25 protein-coding genes are annotated in these 23,545 nt (G+C 70.3%); 12 read left to right on the top strand and 13 right to left on the bottom strand.

Annotated features, from left to right (window positions below):
* Nucleotides 1–3: 3 nt before the first annotated feature.
* The 4 genes from ACFWBY_RS02960 to ACFWBY_RS02975 all read left to right on the top strand — a co-directional run bounded on the left by ACFWBY_RS02960 (nt 4) and on the right by ACFWBY_RS02975 (nt 2,674).
* Nucleotides 4–915 (top strand): endonuclease/exonuclease/phosphatase family protein, encoded by a 912-nt coding sequence (locus tag ACFWBY_RS02960; protein WP_385336228.1) that lies wholly within the window; start codon nt 4–6, stop codon nt 913–915.
* A 131-nt stretch (nt 916–1,046) separates the two neighbouring features.
* Nucleotides 1,047–1,571, top strand: coding sequence for a hypothetical protein (locus tag ACFWBY_RS02965; protein WP_385336226.1), 525 nt, complete (start codon nt 1,047–1,049; stop codon nt 1,569–1,571).
* Nucleotides 1,572–2,019: 448 nt separating this feature from the next.
* A complete protein-coding gene (locus tag ACFWBY_RS02970) occupies nt 2,020–2,247 on the top strand; it encodes a response regulator transcription factor (protein ID WP_385336224.1) in 228 nt (75 codons plus the stop codon).
* Between the two features lie 208 nt (nt 2,248–2,455).
* Nucleotides 2,456–2,674: a hypothetical protein gene (locus ACFWBY_RS02975; RefSeq protein WP_385336222.1), complete on the top strand. Its 219-nt coding sequence runs from the start codon at nt 2,456–2,458 to the stop codon at nt 2,672–2,674.
* Nucleotides 2,675–2,806: 132 nt separating this feature from the next.
* Here the strand turns inward: ACFWBY_RS02975 and ACFWBY_RS02980 are convergent, their stop codons facing one another.
* From ACFWBY_RS02980 to ACFWBY_RS02995, 4 genes are all read right to left on the bottom strand, one after another.
* Entirely contained in the window at nt 2,807–3,661 is an 855-nt protein-coding gene (locus ACFWBY_RS02980; protein ID WP_385336219.1) for a JmjC domain-containing protein, read from the bottom strand.
* Between the two features lie 27 nt (nt 3,662–3,688).
* Nucleotides 3,689–4,558 (bottom strand): JmjC domain-containing protein, encoded by an 870-nt coding sequence (locus ACFWBY_RS02985; RefSeq protein WP_385336217.1) that lies wholly within the window; start codon nt 4,556–4,558, stop codon nt 3,689–3,691.
* A 90-nt stretch (nt 4,559–4,648) separates the two neighbouring features.
* Entirely contained in the window at nt 4,649–4,843 is a 195-nt protein-coding gene (locus ACFWBY_RS02990) for a hypothetical protein (RefSeq protein ID WP_385336215.1), read from the bottom strand.
* Nucleotides 4,844–5,043: 200 nt separating this feature from the next.
* Entirely contained in the window at nt 5,044–5,745 is a 702-nt protein-coding gene (locus tag ACFWBY_RS02995) for a pyridoxamine 5'-phosphate oxidase family protein (protein WP_385336213.1), read from the bottom strand.
* Between the two features lie 376 nt (nt 5,746–6,121).
* On the opposite strand from ACFWBY_RS02995, the gene ACFWBY_RS03000 reads away from it, so the two are divergent.
* A complete protein-coding gene (locus tag ACFWBY_RS03000) occupies nt 6,122–7,594 on the top strand; it encodes a hypothetical protein (protein WP_385336211.1) in 1,473 nt (490 codons plus the stop codon).
* A gap of 202 nt (nt 7,595–7,796) precedes the next feature.
* Here the strand turns inward: ACFWBY_RS03000 and ACFWBY_RS03005 are convergent, their stop codons facing one another.
* The 4 genes from ACFWBY_RS03005 to ACFWBY_RS03020 all read right to left on the bottom strand — a co-directional run bounded on the left by ACFWBY_RS03005 (nt 7,797) and on the right by ACFWBY_RS03020 (nt 11,713).
* Complete coding sequence (locus tag ACFWBY_RS03005) at nt 7,797–8,093, bottom strand: zinc-ribbon domain-containing protein (protein WP_385336209.1); 297 nt, start codon at nt 8,091–8,093, stop codon at nt 7,797–7,799.
* A 180-nt stretch (nt 8,094–8,273) separates the two neighbouring features.
* Nucleotides 8,274–9,578 carry an LCP family protein gene (locus ACFWBY_RS03010; protein ID WP_385336207.1) on the bottom strand — a complete coding sequence of 435 codons (1,305 nt, stop codon included), beginning with the start codon at nt 9,576–9,578 and terminating at the stop codon, nt 8,274–8,276.
* Between the two features lie 53 nt (nt 9,579–9,631).
* Entirely contained in the window at nt 9,632–11,251 is a 1,620-nt protein-coding gene (locus ACFWBY_RS03015; RefSeq protein ID WP_385336205.1) for a N,N-dimethylformamidase beta subunit family domain-containing protein, read from the bottom strand.
* The gene (locus ACFWBY_RS03020) at nt 11,252–11,713 is read right to left on the bottom strand and encodes a hypothetical protein (RefSeq protein WP_385336204.1); all 462 of its coding nucleotides are present in this window, start codon (nt 11,711–11,713) and stop codon (nt 11,252–11,254) included. It abuts the gene before it with no gap.
* A gap of 259 nt (nt 11,714–11,972) precedes the next feature.
* Between ACFWBY_RS03020 and ACFWBY_RS03025 the strand changes: the two genes are divergently transcribed.
* Nucleotides 11,973–13,388 (top strand): amidase, encoded by a 1,416-nt coding sequence (locus ACFWBY_RS03025; RefSeq protein WP_385336202.1) that lies wholly within the window; start codon nt 11,973–11,975, stop codon nt 13,386–13,388.
* Nucleotides 13,389–13,504: 116 nt separating this feature from the next.
* Here ACFWBY_RS03025 and ACFWBY_RS03030 read toward each other — a convergent pair whose 3' ends face one another.
* Together ACFWBY_RS03030 and ACFWBY_RS03035 are read right to left on the bottom strand one after the other, a co-directional pair.
* Nucleotides 13,505–14,167 carry a deoxynucleoside kinase gene (locus ACFWBY_RS03030; RefSeq protein WP_385336200.1) on the bottom strand — a complete coding sequence of 221 codons (663 nt, stop codon included), beginning with the start codon at nt 14,165–14,167 and terminating at the stop codon, nt 13,505–13,507.
* 380 nt (nt 14,168–14,547) lie between these two features.
* Nucleotides 14,548–15,135, bottom strand: coding sequence for a pyridoxamine 5'-phosphate oxidase family protein (locus tag ACFWBY_RS03035; protein ID WP_385336198.1), 588 nt, complete (start codon nt 15,133–15,135; stop codon nt 14,548–14,550).
* Between the two features lie 216 nt (nt 15,136–15,351).
* Here ACFWBY_RS03035 and ACFWBY_RS03040 point away from each other — a divergent pair, with 216 nt between their 5' ends.
* From ACFWBY_RS03040 to ACFWBY_RS03050, 3 genes are all read left to right on the top strand, one after another.
* On the top strand, nt 15,352–15,783 hold the full coding sequence (locus ACFWBY_RS03040; RefSeq protein ID WP_385336196.1) for an NfeD family protein: 432 nt from the start codon (nt 15,352–15,354) through the stop codon (nt 15,781–15,783).
* Nucleotides 15,784–15,786: 3 nt separating this feature from the next.
* On the top strand, nt 15,787–16,869 hold the full coding sequence (locus ACFWBY_RS03045; RefSeq protein WP_385336194.1) for an SPFH domain-containing protein: 1,083 nt from the start codon (nt 15,787–15,789) through the stop codon (nt 16,867–16,869).
* A 315-nt stretch (nt 16,870–17,184) separates the two neighbouring features.
* A complete protein-coding gene (locus tag ACFWBY_RS03050; protein WP_385336192.1) occupies nt 17,185–18,840 on the top strand; it encodes a hypothetical protein in 1,656 nt (551 codons plus the stop codon).
* A gap of 201 nt (nt 18,841–19,041) precedes the next feature.
* On the opposite strand, the gene ACFWBY_RS03055 is transcribed toward ACFWBY_RS03050, so the two are convergent.
* Nucleotides 19,042–19,476, bottom strand: coding sequence for a VOC family protein (locus ACFWBY_RS03055; protein WP_385336190.1), 435 nt, complete (start codon nt 19,474–19,476; stop codon nt 19,042–19,044).
* A gap of 404 nt (nt 19,477–19,880) precedes the next feature.
* Between ACFWBY_RS03055 and ACFWBY_RS03060 the strand changes: the two genes are divergently transcribed.
* Nucleotides 19,881–20,180, top strand: coding sequence for a hypothetical protein (locus ACFWBY_RS03060; RefSeq protein ID WP_385336188.1), 300 nt, complete (start codon nt 19,881–19,883; stop codon nt 20,178–20,180).
* Between the two features lie 59 nt (nt 20,181–20,239).
* Here the strand turns inward: ACFWBY_RS03060 and ACFWBY_RS03065 are convergent, their stop codons facing one another.
* Complete coding sequence (locus ACFWBY_RS03065; protein WP_385336186.1) at nt 20,240–20,833, bottom strand: hypothetical protein; 594 nt, start codon at nt 20,831–20,833, stop codon at nt 20,240–20,242.
* A gap of 334 nt (nt 20,834–21,167) precedes the next feature.
* Here ACFWBY_RS03065 and ACFWBY_RS03070 point away from each other — a divergent pair, with 334 nt between their 5' ends.
* A complete protein-coding gene (locus tag ACFWBY_RS03070) occupies nt 21,168–21,761 on the top strand; it encodes an NAD(P)H-dependent oxidoreductase (protein ID WP_385336184.1) in 594 nt (197 codons plus the stop codon).
* A gap of 21 nt (nt 21,762–21,782) precedes the next feature.
* On the opposite strand, the gene ACFWBY_RS03075 is transcribed toward ACFWBY_RS03070, so the two are convergent.
* A complete protein-coding gene (locus tag ACFWBY_RS03075; protein WP_385336182.1) occupies nt 21,783–22,175 on the bottom strand; it encodes a YciI family protein in 393 nt (130 codons plus the stop codon).
* Between the two features lie 657 nt (nt 22,176–22,832).
* Here ACFWBY_RS03075 and ACFWBY_RS03080 point away from each other — a divergent pair.
* Nucleotides 22,833–23,231: a C40 family peptidase gene (locus tag ACFWBY_RS03080; RefSeq protein ID WP_385336180.1), complete on the top strand. Its 399-nt coding sequence runs from the start codon at nt 22,833–22,835 to the stop codon at nt 23,229–23,231.
* Nucleotides 23,232–23,545 lie beyond the last annotated feature (314 nt).

The following is a 23,545-nucleotide window of genomic DNA, read 5'->3' on the forward strand; positions in this document are numbered from 1 at the left end:
CTCATGCTGCTGCACGCGGACATCACCGACCGGGGCGGTCTCGGCAGCCTGGCAGAGACGTTCCTGCCGTGGTCCGGCCTGTTCGTGCCGGCTCTCCTTGCCAGGGCGCTGTGGCGCCGCTCCGCCGCGGCGCTGGTCGCGCTGCTCCTGCCGGTCGTGGCGTGGGTGAGCCTCTTCGGCGGACTCCTCTTCGACAACGCCCGGCCGGACGGTGAGGTCACCCTGGTCAGCCACAACGTCAACGCCGAGAACCCCGACCCGGCCGGCACCGCCCGCGACCTGGCCGCCTCCGGGGCGGACCTGCTGGCGCTCGAGGAGATGACCCCGCAGGCCACGGTCGCGTACGAGGAAGAACTGGCGACGGCGTACCCGTTCCACACGGTGCAGGGCACGGTGGGGTTGTGGAGCAAACTGCCTCTGTCGGACTCCCGGTCGGTCGACGTCCTGCGGGGCGATGCCGGGCCGCTGGCGAAGACCCGGAGCGCCGAGGACCCGCCCGTGGACCCGCCCCGGGCGCTGCGCACCACGGTGGCCACGGACCAGGGGCCGCTGGTGGTGTACGTGACGCACCTGGGCTCGGTACGGCTGATGCCCAGGCGCGGCTTCTGGACGGACTCGCGCGACGTCGGGGCGGCCGCGCTCGCCAAGGCCGTCGCCGCCGAGGAGAACGAGCGGGTGGTGGTGCTCGGCGACATGAACGGCACCACCGACGACCGCGCGTTCCACGGGCTCACCTCGCAGTTGCGCTCGGCCCAGGAAGCTGCCGGGGACGGCTTCGGCTTCAGCTGGCCGGCGTCCTTCCCGATGGCGCGGATCGACCAGATCCTGGTCAGGGGCGTGGAGCCGAAGAGCTCGTGGGTACTGCCGGCCACCGACAGCGACCATCTCCCGGTGGCGGCCGGCATCAGCTGGTGACGCCGCCAAGGGGTCGTGCGAGGGGTCGAGCAGACCGGGAGGCTGACGTGGCGGTCCGGGCGGTCACCCGAACCGGACACGGGTGTTGCAAGCGCCTGCGGGCCGATCGATCAATGCGTCAAACTGGGTCCATGTCCGGGCTGTGGAGTTTGCTGGCCGCCCCTGTCGGAGCGGTCGTGACCACACTGATCGGTGTGGTCGCGGGAAGTGCGGTCAGCAGGAGGACACAGGACAGGCACTGGGTCCGGGACCAACTGTCCGCGACGTGCGCGCGTGTGCTGCGCGAGTCATCAGGCCTACTCGTGGACCTCAGCGAGATGGAAGCCAGTCGACCCGATACCGTGCCCCAAGGCGTGGTGCTTCCCACCACCATCGACTGGCGACCGTGGAACGAAGCCTTGAGCATGGTGAACCTTGTCGCTGACAAGGAAATCGCGGAAGCTGCTCACGGTCTCGATGAGCAGATATGGCGTCTACACACCATGGTCAAGCGTGGCCTGACCCCCGAGGAGAACTGGCTCGTTCTACGCTCGGGGGTCGAATCGGCGCAGAACAGCTTCATCACCGTCGCGCGCCGCCGGCTCTCGGATGCTGGAGATCCACTCCAGCGTTTCTCTGGTCGGCCCGCTCCGGACGATCCGATCTGGACCTCGTGAGGGACCGCAAGTGCGTGCGCCGCTCGTCGGCAGCGGTGGCGGCACACCCCGGCGAGGCCCCCGGAAGTTGCGGGGCCCGGCAGAGTGCCCTGCGGGCGTCGTGTCACGCAGATGTGCGCTACGGCGCAGGACTGGCGGAGCGGGATTTAAGTAGTTCCTCCCGCCCCTCGGAGTAGTCGACCGAGCACGAGGGGACCTTTGAGGGGGGACCTTTGAGGTCTCGATCACTCCGAGGCCGACCCCCCGATCGCCAAGCGGGTAGTAGTCCCGCCAGGGCAACACCTGTCCGTCCGTTATGTCGACTTCGCCGAGTCCTCGCCTTGCTGCCACGCAGTTTGCTGAGGTGTCACCCCCGTCGCCGCGCACGCCGGCCTGCCCCAGGGTCGGAGATGTCCCGGACGGGCTCGACGGCCCGCCTCCGGGCCCCGTCGACGAGGAGTAGCCAGCCATGCCGGACACCCTGAAGGCCGCCGACTGCGCGTTCACACCGACCCCCCGCGAGCGCCAGGTCCTGGCCCTGCTCGCGGGCGGTGAGACGTACTGCGGCATCGGCCGGAGGCTGGGCATCAGCCCGCACACCGTCGACACGTACCTGCGCCGGCTGCGCGACAAGACCGGCACGGTCAACCGCACCCAGCTCGTGGTGCTCGCCCTCCAGCGCGGTTACGTCCCCTGAGCCCCACCAGACCCTTGGGTTCGCCCTGCCTTGCCCGTATTTGCAGCAAGCTGGGCACCCCTCATTTTGCGGTCACGCACGTTGGTGAAGGGCCCGCTCCCGTACGTACGCCACCTGGCTGCGCCAGTGTTGTCCATGCACCGCAGCCGCACTACACACCGCGCCGGGCCCGCTCAGCGGGCGGGCCCGCCATGTCCCTGGGGAAACCATGCCGAAGCGCCTCGTCCTGCTCCTCACCGCCGTCGCCACCGCCGCCCTGCTGGCCCTCCAGCCCGCTTCCCCCGCGTACGCCGACGACATCGAATGCGGCCACATCGAGCTCCAGTCGACCGGTACGTCCCTCACCGGCACGTCCCCCACCGGCACGGACGTCCAGCTGGGCGGCGACGGCCGGATGGAGCCGTGCGACACCTCCTGGGGCGGCTGATCCCCCGCTTCGCGAGCCAGACCGGCGCCGGATCCGTGAGCCACGTGCCCTCCGGACGGCAGACGGCCGGCCCCCGGGCGTCGAAGGCATCGGGGGCCGGCCGCATCCATCCACAAGGGGTACGAGGCGATGTCACACACCACGCATGGCGTCACGGGCGAGAGCGACCAGCGTCCGCGGAGCCAGGGCGTCCACCGCGCGGCGCTGGTGCTCGATCAGCGTCGCGGCGGCCTCGGTCAGTTCCCGGTCGTCCAGGGGCCGGCCCGGAATGTGCGCCCCGTCGGCGAGGACCGCCAGCAACAGGGCGTACAGGTTGGCGGTGCCCGCCTCGCGCACGGTCAGCGACAGGTGCGCGGACGGCACGTCCCCGACGGCGTCGGCGCGGTGCGCGAACCCCCGCGGTACGTACAGCACCTCGCCCGGTCGCAGCACGGTCTCCAGGAGCACGTCACCCGGGTCGCCGTCCTCCCGGGCCGGCTCCCAGTTGCCGTCGCGCGGTCCGGCGTAGACGTGCCAGCGCTTCTCACCGCTGATCTGGATCGCGAGGACGTCGGCGTCGTCGCGGTGCAGGGGGCGGCCCTGGGTACCGGCCGGAGTACGGAAGAAGAACGCCTCCACCTGGCGGCCGAGTTGCTCGCCCAGCCCGGCGGACAGTGCCCGTACGCCCTGGTGCCACTGGTCGACGTACCGCAGGAGCACGGTGGCCCGCTCCTCCTCGACCAGGCGCCGCACGAGGTCCCCGTCCGCGTAGTCCTCGACGAGCTCACCGAGCACCACCCGCGGGACGCAGAACCGCTCGACGGGCACGTGGCTGTCCGCATGGACCAGCCCGATGTACGGGACCTTGAGCAGTCCGGCGTCCAGAAGGGCGTCCAGCTCGGCGGTGCCGATCACGTCCACCGGGGGGCACTCGGGACGCAGCACAGCCGGTGCGCGGCGCCAGTGCGCGGCGAAGAACTCCTGCTCGTCGCCCACGCATCGGGTCAACCAGTCCATTCTCGGTCTCACTCTCGCTCAGGCCGTGGGGCGGCTGCTGTAGGCGTGCAGGCGGGCGCTGTGCACGAGGGAAGGGGCATCGGCTGCGTCGAGCCGGTCGCGTACGTGGGCCAGCAGGGCGGCGGCCGTCGCCGTCAGGTCCTCGTCGCCGAGGGGACGGGCGGGCAGGGCGAGACCCTCGGCGAGGAAGGACCGCAGCTCCGCCCGCAGGTGGTCGGCCCCGGCCTCGCGCAGCACGATCGTCAGGTGCAGCGAGGGACCGTCGGCCGTGGCCTGGGCGGTATGGGCGTACCCGTTGGGCACGTACAACACCTCGCCGGGCCGTACGACGGTGTCCAGCAGCACCTCACCCGGGGAGTCCTCCCGCACGGGCTGCCAGTGCCCGTCCGCCGGCCCCCCGTAGACCTTCCAGTGCTTGGCGCCGCTCAGCTGGAGCACCAGGATGTCGCCGTCGTCGCGGTGCACCGCACCGAAGCGCCCGGGTTGCGAATAGAAGAGGAAGGCCTCGACCAGCCGGTCGAGCTCCCGTGCCAGTCCCGCGGTGAGCTCCCGCACCGGCGGATACCAGTGATTGACGTAGCGCAGCTGCAAGGTGGCCTGTTCGTCCCGGATCAGGGCACGCACCCGCTCCGCGTCGAGCCAGCCCTCCAGGTAGCGGCCGGCCACCACCCGGGGCGGACAGTAGGCCGCCTCGGGTACCGCGCCCGCCATGGTGAACAGCCCGGCGTAGGGCACTCTCAAGGTGCCCGAATCCAGCAGCGCGTCCAGATCCGCGAGCCCCAGAACCTCGGTCGGCGGATCGGCCGGCCGCAGCAGAGCGGGCCCTCGGCGCCACTGCGTGCGCAGGAAGCGGTCCGCGTCGGTCACACAGCGTTCGAGCCAGTCCACGGCTCACTCTCCTTGCTCTGACCCGGCTGCCGGGGCCCGCCGCCCAAAAACGGTGGGCGGGCCCCAGCAGCAGACGGTCGGTCGTCGGGATCAGATGACGTCGGGGTAGCACTCCGCGCAGCCGGCCACAACGGCGCTGCCGGCCGGCGCGGCGTCGGCGGCGAAGGCGCTCGGCGCGAAGAGCGCCCCGCCGACGACCGCGGCCGCCGCCACGCCCAGCGCGGCCTTGCGGGAGAGGTTCAGACCGGTCTTGGCGGGAGCGTCGGTGTTCTGCGAGAAGTCCATGTCATCTCCGGTGAGTTCGTGTCCCGGGGCGTTTCCCCTTGACTGATCTCCATCCTGTCCCCCCCTCTCCCTCACCGACAGTGACATTTTTTCGCTCCCGCATCCCCGTGACCGGCACCCCGTGACCGGCACCCTGTGACCGGCACCCTGTGACCGGCATCCCGTGACCGGCCGCAGGGGCGAGCAGGGGCGCGCGCCCGTCAGTGGCCGGCCGCCCGCGTCTCGAACGCGCGGGTGTCGCTCCGGGCGGTGACGTGCTCGGGTGGTTCGACGCCGTCCGCGAGGAGGGGGTCGGCTTCCGGTTCGCCCCAGGTGGCGACCAACGGGAGGACTCCGGCCCAGATCCCGAGAGCGGCGTCGGGTCCGTCGCCGTCCTCCGGGCCGCCGGTGCTCGTTTTGACCGACGCCTCCGCGAGCGACAAGGAGAGCAGAGTGGTCGCCGCCATCTCCTTGGCGTTCGGCCGGCGCGCGTAGTCCCACTGTCCGGGTGCGGCCTGCTCGGTCAGGCAGCGCAGGCCCTCCAGCTTCTCCTCCTCGTCCGTGACCGGACGCGGGACGCCGTAGATCATCGCGCTGCGGTAGTTGACGCCGTGCTCGAACACCGACCGTGCGAGGACCAGACCGTCCACGTGCGTCACGGTCACGCACACCGTCGCCCCGGGTGAGGCGAGCAGGCTCCGACTGGCCACGGACCCGTGGAAGTAGAGGTTTCGGCCGTCGCTCCCGTAGACGGTGGGGACGACCATGGGGTGGCCCTCGACGACCACTCCGAAGTGGCACATGAAACCCGCGCCCAGGATCGCGTCGAGTTCGGCCCGGTCCAGGCTTCCCTGAGCCCGCAGGCGGCGGTGACGGGTGCGGTCTGAATCCGGGAGCTGGGACGGGAGTTGGCTGTGGTTCACGTCATCTCTTTCACAAACGGGGTTCCGGCTGGAGCCGCCGGACACAATCGGAGCGGCGAGTCCCTCAAGCTACCGATATCGGCAATCTCGCGCCAGCATTCAACGAAATCAGCGCCATATCGCTTCCCTGGCTACGGAAACCCTTGTCCGACGCGAGTGCCGACGATCCGCTCGCAACTCCTCGCGCCGAGCGGATGCGCGAGAAGACCTCCAAGTGGTTACTCAAAAGTAATATGATGGACCTTCAGCTCGCCGGGGCTTCACTGCCAGACTCCCCCCGCCTCGTCAGCCACCGGAGTCCATGACCCCCGTGCACGATCAAGTCCTCGGCACGCGCCTGCTGTTGGTCGCCCCATCTCTCTCGAACGGACCCGACATGCTTCGCTCCTCCCTGGCCGCCGCTGTGCTCACGGTGGCCACGCTCGCCCCCACCGCCCCGGCAGCGGCCACCACCGGTCCGTGCCACCTCGCCGGAACCGCGGGCCTCGCCGACCTCGTACCGGGCGACAGCACCCTGGGGCTCTCCGCACTGCCGGCGGCCACCCTCGACCTGCCGCCGCAGATCCACCTGCGGGGAACTGCGGGCACCTTCAACCGCAGGTGGTCCTTCGCCCTGCGTGAGGGCCGGATCCATGTCAAGGAAGCTGCCGAGAACGGTGGTTGGCGTGTGATGTCGCTGCCCGCATGCCTGGCCGGGCACGTCACCGGGATCTCCGTGGACGACGACGAGCTGGTCGCTCTCGACGAAGGCGGCAACATCTACACCATGGACCACGCCCTCAACGCGCCCTGGACGTGGAACTGGACGCACCGCTACGGGGCACCGCTGTGGCTGGGAGGCGGCAACACGGTCCCCTACCGGTCGGCCCGCTGGACCTGGTCGGTCCTGTCCCCCGGCGAGGACAAGGTGTGGCGCGACACCGCGGGCAACGATCACCCGGCGGGCGGCGCCAAGGTCTCCCACGTCTTCGCGCTCAACGACGACGGCAGCCGCATCACCTGGGTCGACCCCTGGCTCCCCGCCGACCACAGCTACGAGATGGCCACCCCGCTGCGCGGACGCTTCCAGGCCCAGGCGCTGTCCACCGCCGCCTCCACCTCGTTCGTCATCAACCGCTACGGGGACATGTACACCCGCCTGTACGACTTCGACATCGCGGGTTCCGACAAGGTCTTCTTCAGCTACTCCTACGAGGACCAGCGCGGGGCGGCCTTCCCCAAGATCCAGCTGCCGGCCCCCGACTGGATGCGCCAGCCCAAGATCCCCGGGCAGGTCACCGACCGGATCTCGATCCACAAGACCGGCGTCGGATCGGACGCCCGCGAACTCCGCGTCGAGGGCAGCGACCGCGGCCGCACCGGCTACTGGAGCAAAGCCCTCACCGCGCCCGAGTGGACCTTCACCTCCACCGGCGAAGCGGTCGAAGGCCACGCCCTGCAGAACACGCCCGCCGACCGCTCCGCCGACACCCTCGCCCCGCCCTCGCCGTACGACTACGCCGGCACGCTCGGCGACATCACCGCCCGCATCGACGAATTCGACGTCGCCGTCGCGGCCACACCCCTGGTCCTACAGGCGGGCGGCCAGGAGCTCCGGCTCACTCTGCATACGGTCGACGGCCTGCGCCAGACCCCTCGGGCCCCGGGGCTCACCACCCAGCCGAGGAGCTTCTACGGCACCGTCGAAGTTCCGCAGGCCGTCCTCGACGACCTCGACTCCTACCACCCCGCCCTGCGCGCCCTCGTCCGCGACCGGCTCAAGTCCGCCCGGTTCACCGACTCCGACGTCAGCGTCACCGACCAGACCCTGACCGTCGCCCACCTCGACCTGCCCCTGAACCGCACCTGACGGGGCGGCGCCCGACGCCGGCGTGACCGCGTCCCGGCCCGGTCACCGGGGCAGTGCGGCGAGGGCCGCGGTCACGGCGGTGCGGCTATGCGGCTATGCGGCTATGCGGCTATGCGCACCGACAGCCTGCACGACGGGATCCGTCTGCGGTGGTCGATGCGCACACCTGGTCGGCGGCCGCGCGGAGGGCGTCGGTGATCGATCAGGCTCCGGGGTGCTGGTACGGCTGCTGCGACTGCCCGTACGCTTCGTCGCCGCGAGCGCCCGCGGCTTGTGCCTGCGACTGCTCGGCCCATTCCCTGGGCACCTCCTGCCCCATGCCGCAGAACGTGCACTGAGACGCGTATTTCGTCGAGATGGGGAACAGCGGCACGAAGAACAGCGTGAACTTGGTGACGCGCTTCGTGATCGTGTGCGCGGCGGGGTTGCCGCAGTAGCGGCACGTCAGCATGAGTATCGCGAGCTGGTACCAGTACTCCTTGGTGCCAAAAATGATCATGGGTTCGGCCCTTCTAGCTCAGAGCCCACCGCCTGGCGGGAGAGACGCCGACCGAGATCCCCTCTCCCATCTTCCCAGGCGGCCCCCAGTGCCGCTCAGGGACCTGACCGGCACTGCGGACGAGCCCCTGACCTGCTGCTTCGGTGTCGAATACCGTCATGGAACAAGTCACCACGGGGTTCAAAGAGACCCTTGGAGCCGGCCATCCGCGCAGCCCAGTTGCTGACCGCTCGCAGGGGCACCTTCGATGGTGTTGCGGTCGTACTGGACCTTCTGGACGGTGACCGGCTTGGTGCCGAGCGCGACGTCGAACACGGCGTCATGTCCGGGAACACGCACGAGACGGGCCCCCGGAAGGGCTGTGGCGAGGGTGGTCGCGCCGTGCTCGGCGCCGGGGGCGTAGCGGATGACGGGCGGGCCGGCGGGGCGCGCGGCCGGTGCGGTCGCGGAGGTGTCGGTGACCTGGAAACCGGCGGCTCGCAGAGCCCGCGCCGCAGTGGCGTCGTCCACGCGGGCCTGCACCTTGTGCGGCCTGGCGGGCGTACCGGATGCCGGCTGGATGCGGGCGTCTCCCCTGATGGGCTTGTCCGCGGCGAGGGCGGACCACAGTGCGTCGGAGCGGGTCTGATCCCACAGCAGCGTCGAGCCGACTCCCGGGACCCGGTGGTCGAAAACGCTGATCGGCACGGTGGTGAACTCCCTCTGGCCGGGCTTCATCCGGCCCAGCGCCCATCCGATGCGGACCAGGTCTTCCATGCTGGTCGACGGGTCGGTGTGGACGGATTTCAGCAGGGTGCGCGCGGTCCGTGCGGCGGCGAGGGGGCCGGAAAAGGCATCACGGCCGGTCAGGCGGGCGAGAAGGTCGGTGGTGAAGCGCTGCTGCCGTCGGACGCGGCCGAGATCGCCGGGGTTGTCGATGTGACGGGCGCGGACGTAGCGGAGGCTGCCCCGGCCGTCGACCTCGTGGACGCCGGTGGGGACGTCGAGGCCGGAGTTGACGTCCTTGAGGGGCTTGTCGGTGCAGATGACGGCACCACCGAGGGCGTTGACCGCTTGTTCGAAGCCGGTGAACCCGGTTTCGAGGTAGTGGTCGACGTGCAGACCTGTGACCTCTTCGACGGTGCGGATGGTGAGGGTGGCCCCGCCCAGGGCATAGGCGCCATTGATCTTGCCGGAGCGGGCGGGTGTCCTGCCCTCGGGGTAGGTGACGTAGGAGTCACGGGGGATGGAGACGACACTGGCGCGCCGTTCGTCGGCGGACAGGTGGACGAGCATCATCACGTCGGTGCAGTTGCACCCCTTGCCGCCGACGTTCAGGCGGTTCTTCTCGGCCTTGGACAGTCCGGCCCGGCTGTCGATGCCGACGACGAGGATGTTGGTACCCGCCCCCGGTGTGCGGACCGGTGTGGGGTGGGCGGCGGGGGCGAGTGCGGTGAGTGTGACGAGGGCGGAGAGGACGACGAGAGAGGTACCGAGTCTGCGCATGACGGCCTTTCGGGGTGTACACGGCTTCGCGGAGTCGGGATTCGGGCCGGGGGCTACGGGGCGGGCGTGGCGGCTGCCGGGCTTGCCGGCTTCGCAGGCTTTGCCGGCCTTGCCGGGTAGTGGGCGGCCACGTTGTCGGCCGCCGGGCGGCGGGTGCCGGCAGGGCCCTGCGCGAAGGCACGTAGGACGTTCTCCGTGACGACACGGGTGAACGCGCCGGCCCGGGCGTTCAAGCCGTGGTGGGTGGTGCCGCCGGGCTCGCCCGCGTCCAGCGCCTCGACCCAGCGCATGGTGCCGGTGGCGAAGACTCCCGCGCCGCCGGGCAGCGTCAGGTAGGCCGAGTTCGCGTGCGCCCGGTGTCCTTTGCGCACCACCGGGGAGTGGGAGAGGATCTCGATCGGTCGCGGGGTGGGGTGTCCGGTGTTGACCCGGTCGTACTCGACCCCGACGAGGTGGGGGATGGACTCGCCGAGCCGGGCGCCGGTCCCCGCGAGCAGCCAGTGGTGGGGATGGGTGACGACGTAGGGGGCATCGACCGGGTAGCCGTCATAGATGACTCCGAGGAGCCTGCTCTCGGCGTCGGCCGCCGGGGAACGCCGGAAGTCGTTGGTCGGCGGGTGTCCGCTCTGGTAGCCCGGGTCCCGGGCGTAGTCTTCCTTGTAGCAGACGACGGTCCGGTGGGAGCCGATCGGGGACGACTCGTAGCGGATGCGGCGATAGCAGCAATTGGCACCCAGGACCGCCAGGTTGGTACCGGTGTCCCGCGCTTCGGATACGTGGAGTCGTTGCTCCGGGCTCCAGTACTCGTCGTGTCCCAGGGAGATGACCGCGGCCGCCCCGAGCAGCAGTCGCGGGTCCCGTGCGATGTCGAGGCCGGTCGTGTAGGCCAGGGGAAGGCCCAGGCGTTCGGCGAGTGCGACGAGCGGGGCTTCGTAGACGAGGAACTGACCGGATCCCCAGCCGCCGGCGTAGGGGCGGTCGAAGGAGACCGCCAGGGAGCGCGAGGCCTTCTTCCCGCTGGTCCCCTTGTAGAGGTCGGCTCCGCCCCAGCGGTTGTAGGCCTGCCAGGTCGCCACGGAGTTGACGATCACCAGGCGGCCGGTCGTGGAGGCGGATCGGATGGTGAGCGGCACGTATCGTTGCGCACGGCCGTCGCTGGTTTCCAGGCGCAGGAGGTAGCAGCCCTCGGGCCAGGCGGCGGTGTCCAGCCGGGCGGAGGGCCGCCAGTCGGCGCGGGTCATGCGGGTCTCGGTGTCGGTAGCGGCCGGAGGCTGCACTGCTCCGGGCAGCGGTGCGGAGCGCCATACCAGGCGTCCCCGGGTGCCGCCGTACCAGCCCATGCGGAACGCGGAGACGGTGTAGCCGGTCGCGGTGGTCGATACGTGCAAGTCCACTGGTTCGCCGGGCAGAACGCTGACCCGGCTGGTGAAGCCCTCGATGTCGCGGGCCGCTCCCGTGCGGGTCACGCGCCAGTCGGCCGTGCCGGTGAGGGCGTTCTCCGCGGATACGTCGAGGCCGCAGCGCGGGACGGCGTGCGCGGCAACGGCGCCGCCGCCAGGGATGCGGGCGGCTCCCAGGGACGCGGCGGCGAGTGCGAGGAGGCGTCTGCGGTCGGTCGAGAGGGAAGGGCGGCCGCCCGTTCCCGCTCCTTCGGTCGCCGGAGGCTTCTCCATTCACCTCTCCCGGGTCGCTCTTGCGCTGCCTGACTCCTTCGTAGTCAATGCCGCCGCCCCGTCACGCGATAGCTCGCCGTCGAGGACGGATCGGTCCCTGGAAGAGTCAATGCCGCTGATCCACTCGGCCCATCGGCGGAGTGCTCCCAGGGGCGCGCGGATCCGGCAGGCCGCCTTCGAGAACCGGATCGACACCGAGTTGCCGTCCGACAGCCCCGCCTCGACGTCAGACGGCGGGAGCCCCCGGACCTCCCGCCCCCAACGAAATGCTTCGGCTGCCGCGACGGAACAGACCAGGCAGCTGCCGATCACGACGACCAGCGCGATCGTCGCGAGGACGCTGCCGGGCGCGTCCGGGCGCGGGCCGAAGCGGATCGGTACCTCGCCCCGCGGATCGCGGGTCACCTCGACGGACCCGCCCGCCTGCGGCGCCGCCGCCCCCTTGAGCGCCAGGCGCTCCACCCCGCCGTCGCGACCGCGGCCTCGCGCTTGCCGAACCCCACGCGTCGTGCCCTTGGCTTACCCCGCTTCCGAGGCACGCACCCCGCTGAGTCAGGGACGACGCGGCCCTCCCTTGGGTGGCGTCAGCGACGGCGGGCGGGCTTCTCGGGTGAGGGCGCGTGTCGTGGACACCGAATGGGCTCGGCGAACTCCTCGCGTGTTACTTGACGGTAAGGAATGATGGCGGACGACCATCCACACGGCGGGGGCTGAGGCAGCGGTGACAACTTTCGACGAACGGACCATCGTGCACGCTTTCCGGGACGACGCCCTGGGAGAGCACGACGCCGTCGGTCTCGCCGCGGCGATCCGGCGGGGTGAGGTCTCCCCCGCCGAAGCAGCCCGGGATGCCAGGGAGCGGGTACAGGCGGTTGACGTACGACTGGGCGCGGTCCAAGCGCGCGTCGACAGCCCGGCGCACGCCGCTGGAGCGGACGGGGTCTTCGCCGGGGTGCCGACCTTCGTCAAGGACAACACCGACTACCAGGGGCTGCCCACGGGTCACGGCAGCGCCGCCTTCCGGCCGAGGGCGGCGCGCCGGCACGCGCCGTTCACCCGGCAGCTCCTGAGCAGCGGCGTGACGGTACTGGGCAAGACCCGGCTGCCCGAGTTCGGGTTCAGTCCGACCACCGAGTACGACGGCGCGGAGCCGGTGCGCAACCCGTGGAACACGGGCTACTCGGCGGGCGGTTCGTCGGGCGGCAGCGCGGCGCTGGTCGCTGCCGGTGCCGTGCCGATCGCGCACGCCAACGACGGCGGCGGCTCGATCCGGATTCCCGCCGCCTGCTGCGGACTCGTCGGCCTCAAGCCGACGCGTGGCCGCGTCGTGGCGAGTGCCCTGGGCCGGCAACTGCCGCTCGACATCATCTCCGACGGAATCGTGAGCCGTTCCGTGCGGGACGCCGCCGCGTTCCTCGCCGCCGCGGAGTCATACCGGCGGAGCCCCAAGCTGCCGCCCCTCGGCCTGGTCGAAGGCCCTTCGGGGCGACGGCTGCGCATCGGGGTCGTGCTGGACTCGCCGAACGGTGTCCACTCCGACGCCGAAACGCGGGCGGCGGTCACGGAGACCGCCGCATCCCTAGGTCGGCTCGGACACACCGTGGAGCCGGTGGAGTTGCGCATGGACCCGAGCTTCACCGACGACTTCCTCACGTACTGGGGGATGCTGTCCTTCCTCCTCGGCGTCACCGGCCGGACCCTCGGCGCGGACTTCGACCGCCACCGCATGGACGGCCTCAGCCGGGGGCTGCGCGAGGAGTACCTGCGGAACTGGCGGCGGACTCCGGGCGTGCTGCGGCGGTTGAAGCGTACGAGGGAGGCGTATGCGGCGTCCTTCCGCGGGCTCGACCTCGTCATGTCGCCCGTGCTCGCCCAGACCACACCGCCGATCGGCCACCTCAGCCCGACCGTTCCCTACGCGAAGCTGATGGAGCGGATCCTCGCGTACGTGGCGTTCACACCGGTCGACAACGTCGTCGGCACCCCGTCGGTCTCGGTGCCCGCCGCGGGCGCCACGACGGACGGGCTGCCCATCGGCGTCATGTTCTCCGCCCGCCCCGGCGGTGAGCGGAAGCTGCTGGAGATCGCGTTCGAACTGGAAGCCGACCGGCCCTTCCGGCGCATCCAGGACCAGTGACATCGACTCCGTCCGCCGATCCGATGAGGTCCGGCGCGCCCGGGCGCACCTGGTAGGGCCGGCCGCCGGTCCGCGGCGGGCGGCCCGGCACCCGGGGACCCCCGCGCGGACGGGCTTCAGGCCCGGAGCCGGGCCGCCGCCAGGGCGTCCTTGACCTCCCGCACGACGCGGGCCGCGTCCTCGGGGTTGTTCACCACGTCCGTGTGGTTCATGTCGACGACGAGGACCTCGCTGGCCGAGTAGTGCTTGTGAACCCAGTCGTCGTAGCCGGACCACAGCGTCCGGTAGTACTCGACGAGGCCCTCGTCCTGCTCGAAGTCGCGGCCCCGCAGCCCGATGCGGTGCAGCACCGTCTCGAAGTCCGCCTTGAGGTAGACCATGAGATCGGGTGCCTTGCGGTACGGCAGGCCGTCGATCTCGCGCATCATCTCGTCGAGCAGTCCCTCGTACACCCGCATCTCGAGGGAACTGATCCGGCCCAGGTCGTGGTTGACCTTGGCGAAGTACCAGTCCTCGTAGATGGACCGGTCGAGGACGTTGTCGCCCTGCCTGTACGCCTCCTTGACCGAGGCGAAACGCGTCTGCAGGAAGTAGAGCTGGAGCAGGAAGGGGTAGCGCTTCGCCTGGATCTCGTCGGGGCTCGCCGTGTAGAAGAGCGGAAGGATCGGATTGTCTTCCACGCTCTCGTAGAAGACTTCGCTGCCCAGCTCCTTGGCGAGGATCTCGGCCACGCTCGTCTTGCCGATTCCGATCATGCCGCCGACGCAGATCACTGACATACCTCACTTCTCCCTGGGAACCGCAAGCGCGAGCGCACTTGACATCTCGGGGGTCCGTGTTTGCCGCAGGGCGCGTCCACGGCCGTCCGGGCCCCAGTGTGCCGCACCGGGCGGAGCACCTACACCTCGGCCCTGGATCACCCCGGGCCGGGCCAGGCACACGCCCCTGGCCTGCGGATCCTTGCTACCGGCCGGCGGTGCGCGGCTCGATGAGCGGCTCCTCCTTCGGCTACTCCTCCCACCTCGACGACGGCAGCCACGGCGGGGGCACGGGCCCCGGGCGCACGGTGTGTGCCGTCGGCGGCTCCGGGGCCCCTGACTTCCCCGCCGGCGCCGGCCGGTGGTCCGGCAGCGGCCGGCCCGCTGCCGTCCGGGGCAGCTCAGAAGTTGCCGGGCGGCAGCGGAAGAGGCAGCCCGGGCAGGCCGTCGATGCTCTGCGCGATGTGGTCCTTCTTGGCGAAGTACGCGCTCAGCGAGGCGTCGTCCTCGCGCGAGAAGCGCTTGCCGTGCAGGTCGCGATCTTCGTCGTACGACATGAAGGGCACCCCGTACCCACAGGAGTCACGGACGAGTTCGGCCGTCACCACGATGATCGCGCGCAGCCCGTGCAGGGCCGGATCGATGCCCGGGAAGTGTGCGAGCAGTTCCTTGAAGCGCGGGTCGTCACGGAAGACGGGCTCGCCCCGGCCGTGCACCCGGACGATGTTGGGGGCTCCCTGGAAGGCGCACCACATCACCGTGATCCGGCCGTTCTCCCGCAGGTGCGCGATGGTTTCGGCAGTGCTGCCGGCGAAGTCCAGATAGGCGATCCGCTCCTCGTCGAGCACCGCGAAGGAGCCCTTGAGGCCCTTGGGGGAGAGGTTGACCGTGCCGTCACCCCCCAGCGGTGCGGTCGCGGTGAAGAACATCGGCTGCTGCTCTATGAAGGTGCGCAGCCGGCCGTCGATGCGTTCGTAAGTCTTTCCCATGTCTAAGGATTATGTAAGGAAACTCTTCGCCTGTCTAACGACCCGTCCGACCCGGCCGCAGACCTCGGCATCCCAGTTGCGCCGCGCCGGTCGCGCGGCGGGCAGCGACCGCACAGCAAACCTCGCCGAATCCGCCTCCCGGTATCACAAACGGGTAAAATGTCGCAAAAGTGACTAGAGCCTACGTTCTCCTCCACGCACCGGGAGGCGCAAGCGATGGATCCCTGGCTCATCTGGTTGATCACCGCATTGCTGCTGGGCGTGGCGGAGATCTTCACGCTGACCGCCGCGCTCGGGCTGCTCGGCGGCGCCGCGCTGATCGCCGCCGCATCCGCCGTACTGGGCGTTCCGCTCGCCTGGCAGTTCGTGGTGTTCGCGGTCGCCGCTACGGTCGGCGTCGTCTTCGTGCGCCCGATCGCCCTCCGCCGCCTCACCCCGCTGCAGAGCGAGCGCTTCGGCGTCGACGCACTGGTCGGTGGAGCCGCCTACGTCACCAGCGAGGTGACGGCCCTGGGCGGCCGAGTCCGCATCGGCGGCGAGGAATGGACCGCCTGCGCCTACGACGAGAGCCTGGTGATCCCTCCCGGCACGACCGTCGACGTCATCGAGATCAAGGGCACCACCGCGCTCGTCTATCCCCGGGAGTGACCCATGGAAGCTTCGGCGTACCTCATCGCCGGCCTGCTCCTCGCGGTGTTCGCGGTCTTCACCGTGATCCGTGCGGTACGGATCGTCCCCCAGGCCCGCGCCCGCAACGTCGAACGGCTCGGCCGCTACCACCGCACCCTGAAACCCGGACTCAACGTCGTCATCCCGTACATCGACCGGGTCTACCCGGTGATCGACCTCCGCGAGCAGGTCGTCTCCTTCAAGCCTCAGCCGGTCATCACGGAGGACAACCTGGTCGTCGAGATCGACACCGTGCTGTACTTCCAGGTCACCGACCCGCGCGCCGCGGCCTACGAGATCGCCAACTTCCTGCAGGCGGTGGAGCAGCTGACCGTGACCACGCTGCGCAACGTGGTGGGGTCCATGGACCTGGAGAAGACCCTGACCTCGCGGGACACCATCAACAACCAGCTCCGCGGTGTGCTCGACGACGCCACGGGCAAGTGGGGGCTCAGGGTCAACCGGGTGGAGATCAAGGCCATCGACCCGCCGCAGTCCATCAAGGACGCGATGGAGAAGCAGATGCGTGCCGAGCGGGACAAGCGCGCAGCCATTCTGGGAGCCGAGGGGCAGCGCCAGTCCCAGATCCTCACGGCGGAGGGCGACAAGCAGGCCGCGGTACTCCGCGCGGAAGGCAACCGGACAGCCGAGATCCTCAAGGCGGAGGGCCAGGCGCGAGCCATCGACGAGGTGTTCCAGGCCGTCCACCGCAACGACCCCGATCCCAAGCTGCTCGCCTACCAGTACCTCCAGACGCTCCCGCAGCTCGCACAGAACCCGGGCAACACGTTCTGGGTGATCCCCGGCGAGGTCACCTCCGCCCTCCAGAACGTCTCCCGCGCGTTCACCGAGGCCCTCCCCCCGTCCACCGCCACCCGCGCGGCGTCCTCCGACGACCTGGCCGTCCAGGCCGCGAACGACGCGGCGAAGGCCGCTGAGGCCGCGGCCGAAGCCCTCGCCGACGCGGCCGAAGCGGACAGCGAATCCCCCGCCGCGCTCCTGGCACGCCGGACCGCCGCGGAACCCGGCACGGAGGCGAAGCCACTGCCGGGACCGCCGGACTAGGTCGTCGCTTCCGGATCTTGTCGGCCGCGCCCGCGGCGCCTGGTGCCGGGCACGGCAGGCTAGGAGCGTGCCGCGTACCTCCCCGAGCGGCGAAGAACGCGATGCCGCGCTCGTCGGGACAGCGGCTGCCCGCATGACCGCCCGGCCTTGCGGGAACGGCCTCTGACCAGGTTATTCCGAGGGGGTAGCCCTCAAGGTTGTGTATTCTGATCATGACCGCTGAACAAGTTCAAGAAACCGGGGGGGCCGGTGCAGCGTCACCGAGTCATGCTTTCCGCTGCCGTAGTCGCAGCCACCATTTCTCTTGTCCCGGGTGTGGCGCACGCCGCCGACCCGGCCGCGAAGGACGCGTCGGCCAAGGACGTGTCCGCGAAGGTCGATGCCGCGCAGGAAGCGGCGGCGGAGGCCAGCACCTTCAAGAGTTCCACGGAGCGTTCCGTACGCAAGACCGTCGCCGTCTCGCCGGCCGAGCGGAGCAAGGCCGCCGAGCTGAACAAGGCGGCCGGGCTGCGCGGGGCGGCCGCGGACGCGGCTCCGCTCGCGCGGGAGAACGCGGGCCTCGACGTCGCGCTCGGCGCGAGGGGTACGAGCGCGCGCGGCATCGAGCTGACGTCCCATGTCTCCACCGGTGTCGCCTCCGCGATCCGGATCGAGACCAACTGGGGCGACGGCAGCGAGGTCGAGACCGAGTACACCGTCGAGAGCAAGACGCTGTCCTCGCGGCACACCTATGCCGAGGTCGGCGCGCACCCGGTCACGGTCACGGTGACCGACCTGAACAACGGCGTGAGCGTCACCAACAGCATGGGCGTCACCTCGGCCGGTTCGGAGTTCGTCCCGCACGACCCGGCCAGGCTGCTGGACACGCGCGACGGAACCGGCACGGGGTTCGCCCAGGCCGTCGCCCCGTACGGCACGACCCGGGTGAAGGTCGGCGGCAACAGCGGCATTCCGGCCGACGTGAGCGCCGTGGCCCTCAACCTCACGGTCACCAACGCCGTCGCCGCCGGGCACATCACGGCCTACGCGTCGGGCACGGAGCGGCCGGACGCATCGAACGTCAACTTCGTCGCGGGTCAGACCGTCCCGAACCTGACCATCGTGCCGGTCGGCGCGGACGGGTACGTCGAGCTGGCCAACCGCAGTTGGGGTCAGGTGGACCTGATCGCGGACGTGACGGGATACTTCACGCGCTCCGCCGCCAGCGGCTACACCTCGCTGGACCCGACCCGCCTCGTGGACAGCCGCAACGGCTGGGGTGACCAGCGGGGCGGGCTCCCCGGAGGGAGCACCTCCGGCCTCCGGGTCGCGGGCCAGGCCGGTGTCCCGGCCACCGGCGTCACGGCCGTGGCGCTCAACGTCACCGTCACCAACCCCAAGGCCGCGGGTCACCTGACGGTGTTCCCGGGCGGGCAGCAGGCGCCGTCCACGTCGAACGTGAACTTCACCGCCGGCCAGACGGTGGCCAACTCGGTGATCGTGCCGGTCGGCCAGGACGGCTGGATCGACTTCCGCAACGGATCCTGGAACGCGGCCGACGTGATCGTGGACGTCGTCGGCTACTACAGCGCCGACAGCAAGGCGTCCTACCTGCCCGTGAAGCCGACGCGGCTGCACGACTCGCGGGACTGGTCCTGGCCGGTCGCCGGACAGGACTACCGCTACCTGTGGCTGTCCTACGACAGGCCCTCGGTCACGGCTTACGTCCTGAACACGACGGTCACCAACACGATCGGCGACGGCCATCTCTCCGTGGCCCCGGACCCGAACACTCGCGATCAGTACATCGCGAAAACCCAGGTCCGGCCTACCCCGCCGAACTCCTCCAACCTGAACTGGACGCAGGGCACGACCGTCCCGAACCTGGTGCAGGCGAGCACCGGCAAGAACGGTGTCATCGACTGGTGGAACCGCAGCTGGCAGCCCACCGACCTGGTGATCGACATGTTCGGCCTGTACGAGAACCGCTGATCCACCCGCAGGTTTCGGCACGGGGCCGGCTCTCCCTCAAGGGGAGGGCCGGCCCTCGGTCTTGGGGAAGACGACCGCGGTGACGGCGCCGACGATGGCCCTCGACGTCCCTCTTGACGGTTCGGCAGGACGCCTCGTGCTCAGTGCGCCCATCCGCCCCTCGTCGATGCGGAGGCCGGGCTCAAGACCTGCGCCCGGTTCTCAATCCAGGCAGAATTCGTTTCCCTCCGGGTCGGTCATCACGATGATCCCCTCGTCCATACCGTGGGGCTCGAGCCGGTACAGCCGGCTCGCTCCCAGCCCCTCCAGCCTGGTGGCCTCCACCTCCAGCGTGGCCATCCGCTCGTCCCCGGTCTGGCCTGGTGCCGTGCGCACGTCCAGGTGCAAACGGTTCTTCACCGTCTTTCCCTCCGGGACCTTCTGGAAGAACACACGCGGCCCCTTGCCGTCCGGATCCGTGATGGCCGACCGGTCGTTGTGGTGCTCGGGCGGCACGCCCCACGCCGTCAGCGCAGCCGGCCAGTCGGGGAAGCCCTCGGGCGGCGGCTGGATGCGATAGCCCAGCGCCTGAGCCCAGAACGCCGCCAGCGCGCCCGGATCGGCGCAGTCGTAAGTCACCTGGAATTCCTTGGCCATGCCGCCTCCGACCGCTCGAAACCTGTCCGTGTCCTCGCTCCGGTCACCTCCCGGAGCGCACGGCCATCCTCGCACCGCCCTCTGACAAGCCCGCTCTCCGACCCTCGTGCCCACCACCGCGCGGGGCGGGGTCCCGTTGCGGCGGGGCAGCCCTCAGGAGCACCGACCGCCACCCCGACGGCCGTGCCTCCCGGGCCGGCCCCGGCGCCTGCGATGGCGACCGCTCCACCGATGACCAGGACCAGGTTCTTGGGGTTGACCACCGCCGGCAGGGCGGCCAGGCCCGCGGCCCGGGCCGGTCGATCGCCGCCATCCACCTCGGAGCCGGAGCCGGACGGCCTTCGCGAGGGCGGCCGCGGAACTGCTTGTAGGCGAGGACGACGAAGAGCACGCCGAGCCCCAGTTTGAGCCAACTGGTCCAGGCCGCCGGGCCACCTTCCTCGGCGGCGTCGGCTCCTCCGCTCGGCATGTTCCACGGCCGGTACGACGTCGGCTTCGCCTCCCGCCACTGGTCCACCTGGGGGCACGACCGTGTCATCGAGCTGCTGGGCCGGCAGCGGAACCTGTACGCCCATCTGCACGACCAGACGCTGCGCATGCTCGACGAGGGCCTGGTCGCCTCCGAGATCGCCGAAGCGATCCAGCTGCCGCCCGCGCTGGAGGGGGTCGGGCACGCCCGGTTCTTCCCCATCGTCACCCCCTGAGCGGAAAGCACCACGCGGCGCCCTCCCCCGCAACCGGAAAAGGCCCTACGGGACAACGCTCAAGAAACGGGCGTGCCGTTGTAGCGCGCCACCGCGATGGCCATGGCAGTTTTCGCCTGCTCCGGCGTCCCGGTCGTAATGATCTCGATGTTGGATCCGTCGTCGACCACCCTGGCCGTGAGGCGCGTTGGTTCCGTGTCGTCACGGGTGAACGTGACGTCCAGGTTTCCGGGGCCCCCGGGCGCCTTGACCGGTTCGATCACGACACGGGCGCCACCCGGTTCTGTGCCCTCGCGGCACTTCTCCAGGTCCTTGAGGACCGGCGTCTCCGTCCCGTCGTACGAGATGAACTCGACGATGACCCCTCCGTCACCTCCGTAGGCGACGCGTTGATCGAAGTCCTTGCCGATGCGGGCGTATGCCGGACACTCGGGCAGGTCGGGCACCATTTCGGGCTGCAGCACGATCGGCTTGACCGGGCTGCCCAGTACGCGCTCGGCGTCATCCTCGCTGAGCAGTCCCTGCGGAACCATGGAAATCGCGCTGGTCGTCCGGACGACTTGAGCGACTGCCGGCGGCGTGAGAACGGCCGGCGACAGGCCCAGCAGAGCGACCAGAACTCCGGCGCCGGCAAATGTGGTTGAACGCTTCATGGACGCACCTCGGCGTTGATTCGCGCGGAATTGCACATTCCACTGAGGGTGCTCACGTGCTGCGTACTGGGGCTCGTCCCGGGCGGGGCAGCTTGAGCGTCCAGCCGGAAGGTGCGCCGGGGAGTCCGAGGCGACCGTGGGCCGGGCCGCGAGGCCCACGCGTTCCTGGCCGGGCAGGTCCTGGACCTCGATGCGCAGCCGTCACGGGTACTCGCCTCACCTCTCAGTCTGGCACCGAGCGACGGGTTGCGCCCAACGACCGAGCGGGGACGCCAGTCCAGGCACGACCACGTCGACCGGCCATGATGGGATCCCTTAATCAACTGGAGGAACCATGCGCGTAGGGGTCTATCTCGCACACCCGCGGCCGGGAAGCTTCAACCACGCGGTGTTCGAGGCGGTCGTTGCGGAACTGAGCGGAAGAGGGGCCCAGGTACTGGCACACGACCTCTACGCCGAGGAGTTCGAGCCGCTCTTGTCCGCCACGGAGACGGGGACGGTCGAATCGGCGTCACCAGGCCATGACGCGCAGGTGGAGCTGCACCGCAATGAGCTGGCCACTTTGGACGCCGTGGTGTTCGTCCATCCGAACTGGTGGGGCATGCCGCCCGCCGTTCTCACGGGCTGGGTGCAGCGCGTACTCGCTCCTGGTGTCGCCTACAAACTGGGCAGCGCGGAGGGGGAGCCCGCTGGACTGCTGAAGGCGAACCGGGCCCTGGTGCTTAACACCTCCGACACTCCCCTCGACCGTGAGGAGCAGGAATTCGGGGATCCGCTGCAACGCATCTGGTCCTCATGCGTTCTCCCGTACATCGGCATATCCGACGTACGGCGGATCGTCTTCCGGACCGTCACCGACTCAGCCGACGAGCAACGCACGGTCTGGCTGGAACGTGCTCGCACGGAGGCGGCCGCACTCTTGATCTGACTGCCCTGCTCGCTGTGCGGGTCAGGCCGGGGTCGGGTCCCCGGGGATCTGGTGCACTTCGACCGGGTCGCTGCCGGGCTTCCCTCCCGGGCCGGGGCACGCCGAGGCCCGTGCGGCGATCTCCAGTGCCCGGTCCTCGCTCTTCACGTCGACCACCCAGTACCCGGCCAGGATGTGTCCCCCCTGGGCCGGCCCGTCGGTGACCTGCGGGCGCCCGTCGCTTCCGGCCCGCACCGTCTTGACCAGGGAGGGGCCGCCGAGGCCCTGCCCCTCCACCCATTCTCCGGCGGCGACGAGGTCATCGTTGAGGGCGCCCATGTGGGCGAACATGGCCTTCATGTCGTCGCCGGAGTACGACGACATGATGGCGTCCCAGTCGTCGGCAGGCACGTTCATCTGGATCATGTACTTCATGTTCCTCACCCTTCCGGGGTGACTGCTCGCTTCTCGAGCGTACGAAAAGGTAGACATCCGGGCGCCGCGAAACTCATCGGCGTCGCCGGCAGCGGATGCCGGCATGGCCCGGCATGACGCCGTGCGACCCCTTGACCGTCCCGAGGTGACCCGCCGCAGCCGATGGACGCGGATCGGCCATCCCCCTCATCCAGTCGCCCCGCCCTCCCGACTGACGCCCCTCGGCTGGGCCGCACGCTCGCCGACGAGGATGCGGGATCGCGCGGAGCGTGGCACGTCGGGCCGGGGTCGGCAGGCCGCTCGCGACCCGTGTATCCGCCCGCCACTCATGCGCAGCGGCACGGCGGAGGACAGTCGCCACCAGTTATTTTTCCATATGTTCGCGAATCTGTTGCAAAACCGATACATCCGCACCACCGTCCCGGCCTGAATTCCGGACGGCTTCGGAGAAAACTGTCGGCCGTTGCGCGCCAGGGTCACATCCGAGAAAGCAGGACCTTCACAGGTATCCGATCGACCGACAGTCCATTCGAACGCGGAGGTATTACGATGTCCGTTTGCAGGAACGACTCCCATAGAGCCCGACAGACTCTCCGAGTTGTCCGACGCACCGCCGGATTCCGTCCCCCTCGCCCCTTTCTTCTCCTCTGCCTGCTGATGGCGGGCACCCTGGTCGGCCCGGTTTCCCCGGCCGGCGCGGCCCCGTCCTACGGCGCCCAGGCCGTGGCCGTGGCCGCCTCAAAGGAAGGTTCCCCTTATGCACGCGGTGCGACGGGGCCGAGAAGGTTCGACTGCTCGGGCCTGATGCTGTATTCCTTCCGGAAAGCCGGCAAACAGCTTCCCCGCACCGCCGAGCAGCAGTACGAGCACACTTCTCACGTTTCCCGCGACAAGCGCGCATTGGGTGACCTGGTGTTCTTCCCGCAGGGCTCGACCGTCGAACACGTAGGTATTTACGCCGGCCACGACAAGATCTGGCACGCCCCCCGTCCGGGCACCCGCGTCAGGCTGGAACGCATTTGGAGCGATAACGTCCGCTACGGGCGGGCCGGCTGACGGCATGAGGAGGCTCCCGCCCCACCGGGGCCGCCCATCGCGGCAGCCCGGAGGGCGGGAGCCTCGGGATCCAGCGCGCCGCGGCGGCCGGGACGAACTGCCGATCTCCGATGTTCGTCAAGCGGATCATGCCCACCTCGGCAGATTCCGGGGCTCGTCGCGCTGCTCGACGGCACGTGCGCGAAGCGGGCCGCCCGGGTCGTGGGGCGGCCCGGCCGGCCCGGCCGGCCCCCCCCCCCCCCCCGGGGGGCGGCCCGCCCCCGGTGGGGGGGCGCGGGGGTGGGCGCCCCCCACGGCCGGGGCCGCTCATACGC

Origin of the sequence: Streptomyces sp. NPDC060049 (assembly GCF_042736715.1) — a bacterium.
Lineage (GTDB): Bacteria > Actinomycetota > Actinomycetes > Streptomycetales > Streptomycetaceae > Streptomyces.

Coding starts and splice junctions, on each gene's coding strand:
- ACFWBY_RS03075 (WP_385336182.1), bottom strand. CDS start 22,175: ATGAAGTACATGATCCAGATGAACGTGCCTGCCGACGACTGGGACGCC.
- ACFWBY_RS03015 (WP_385336205.1), bottom strand. CDS start 11,251: ATGGAGAAGCCTCCGGCGACCGAAGGAGCGGGAACGGGCGGCCGCCCT.
- ACFWBY_RS02975 (WP_385336222.1), top strand. CDS start 2,456: ATGCCGAAGCGCCTCGTCCTGCTCCTCACCGCCGTCGCCACCGCCGCC.
- ACFWBY_RS03045 (WP_385336194.1), top strand. CDS start 15,787: ATGGAAGCTTCGGCGTACCTCATCGCCGGCCTGCTCCTCGCGGTGTTC.
- ACFWBY_RS03070 (WP_385336184.1), top strand. CDS start 21,168: ATGCGCGTAGGGGTCTATCTCGCACACCCGCGGCCGGGAAGCTTCAAC.
- ACFWBY_RS03005 (WP_385336209.1), bottom strand. CDS start 8,093: ATGATCATTTTTGGCACCAAGGAGTACTGGTACCAGCTCGCGATACTC.
- ACFWBY_RS03035 (WP_385336198.1), bottom strand. CDS start 15,135: ATGGGAAAGACTTACGAACGCATCGACGGCCGGCTGCGCACCTTCATA.
- ACFWBY_RS02960 (WP_385336228.1), top strand. CDS start 4: ATGCTGCTGCACGCGGACATCACCGACCGGGGCGGTCTCGGCAGCCTG.
- ACFWBY_RS03040 (WP_385336196.1), top strand. CDS start 15,352: ATGGATCCCTGGCTCATCTGGTTGATCACCGCATTGCTGCTGGGCGTG.
- ACFWBY_RS03055 (WP_385336190.1), bottom strand. CDS start 19,476: ATGGCCAAGGAATTCCAGGTGACTTACGACTGCGCCGATCCGGGCGCG.
- ACFWBY_RS03080 (WP_385336180.1), top strand. CDS start 22,833: ATGGCGGGCACCCTGGTCGGCCCGGTTTCCCCGGCCGGCGCGGCCCCG.
- ACFWBY_RS02965 (WP_385336226.1), top strand. CDS start 1,047: ATGTCCGGGCTGTGGAGTTTGCTGGCCGCCCCTGTCGGAGCGGTCGTG.
- ACFWBY_RS03065 (WP_385336186.1), bottom strand. CDS start 20,833: ATGAAGCGTTCAACCACATTTGCCGGCGCCGGAGTTCTGGTCGCTCTG.
- ACFWBY_RS03010 (WP_385336207.1), bottom strand. CDS start 9,578: ATGCGCAGACTCGGTACCTCTCTCGTCGTCCTCTCCGCCCTCGTCACA.
- ACFWBY_RS02990 (WP_385336215.1), bottom strand. CDS start 4,843: ATGGACTTCTCGCAGAACACCGACGCTCCCGCCAAGACCGGTCTGAAC.
- ACFWBY_RS03000 (WP_385336211.1), top strand. CDS start 6,122: ATGCTTCGCTCCTCCCTGGCCGCCGCTGTGCTCACGGTGGCCACGCTC.
- ACFWBY_RS03030 (WP_385336200.1), bottom strand. CDS start 14,167: ATGTCAGTGATCTGCGTCGGCGGCATGATCGGAATCGGCAAGACGAGC.
- ACFWBY_RS02970 (WP_385336224.1), top strand. CDS start 2,020: ATGCCGGACACCCTGAAGGCCGCCGACTGCGCGTTCACACCGACCCCC.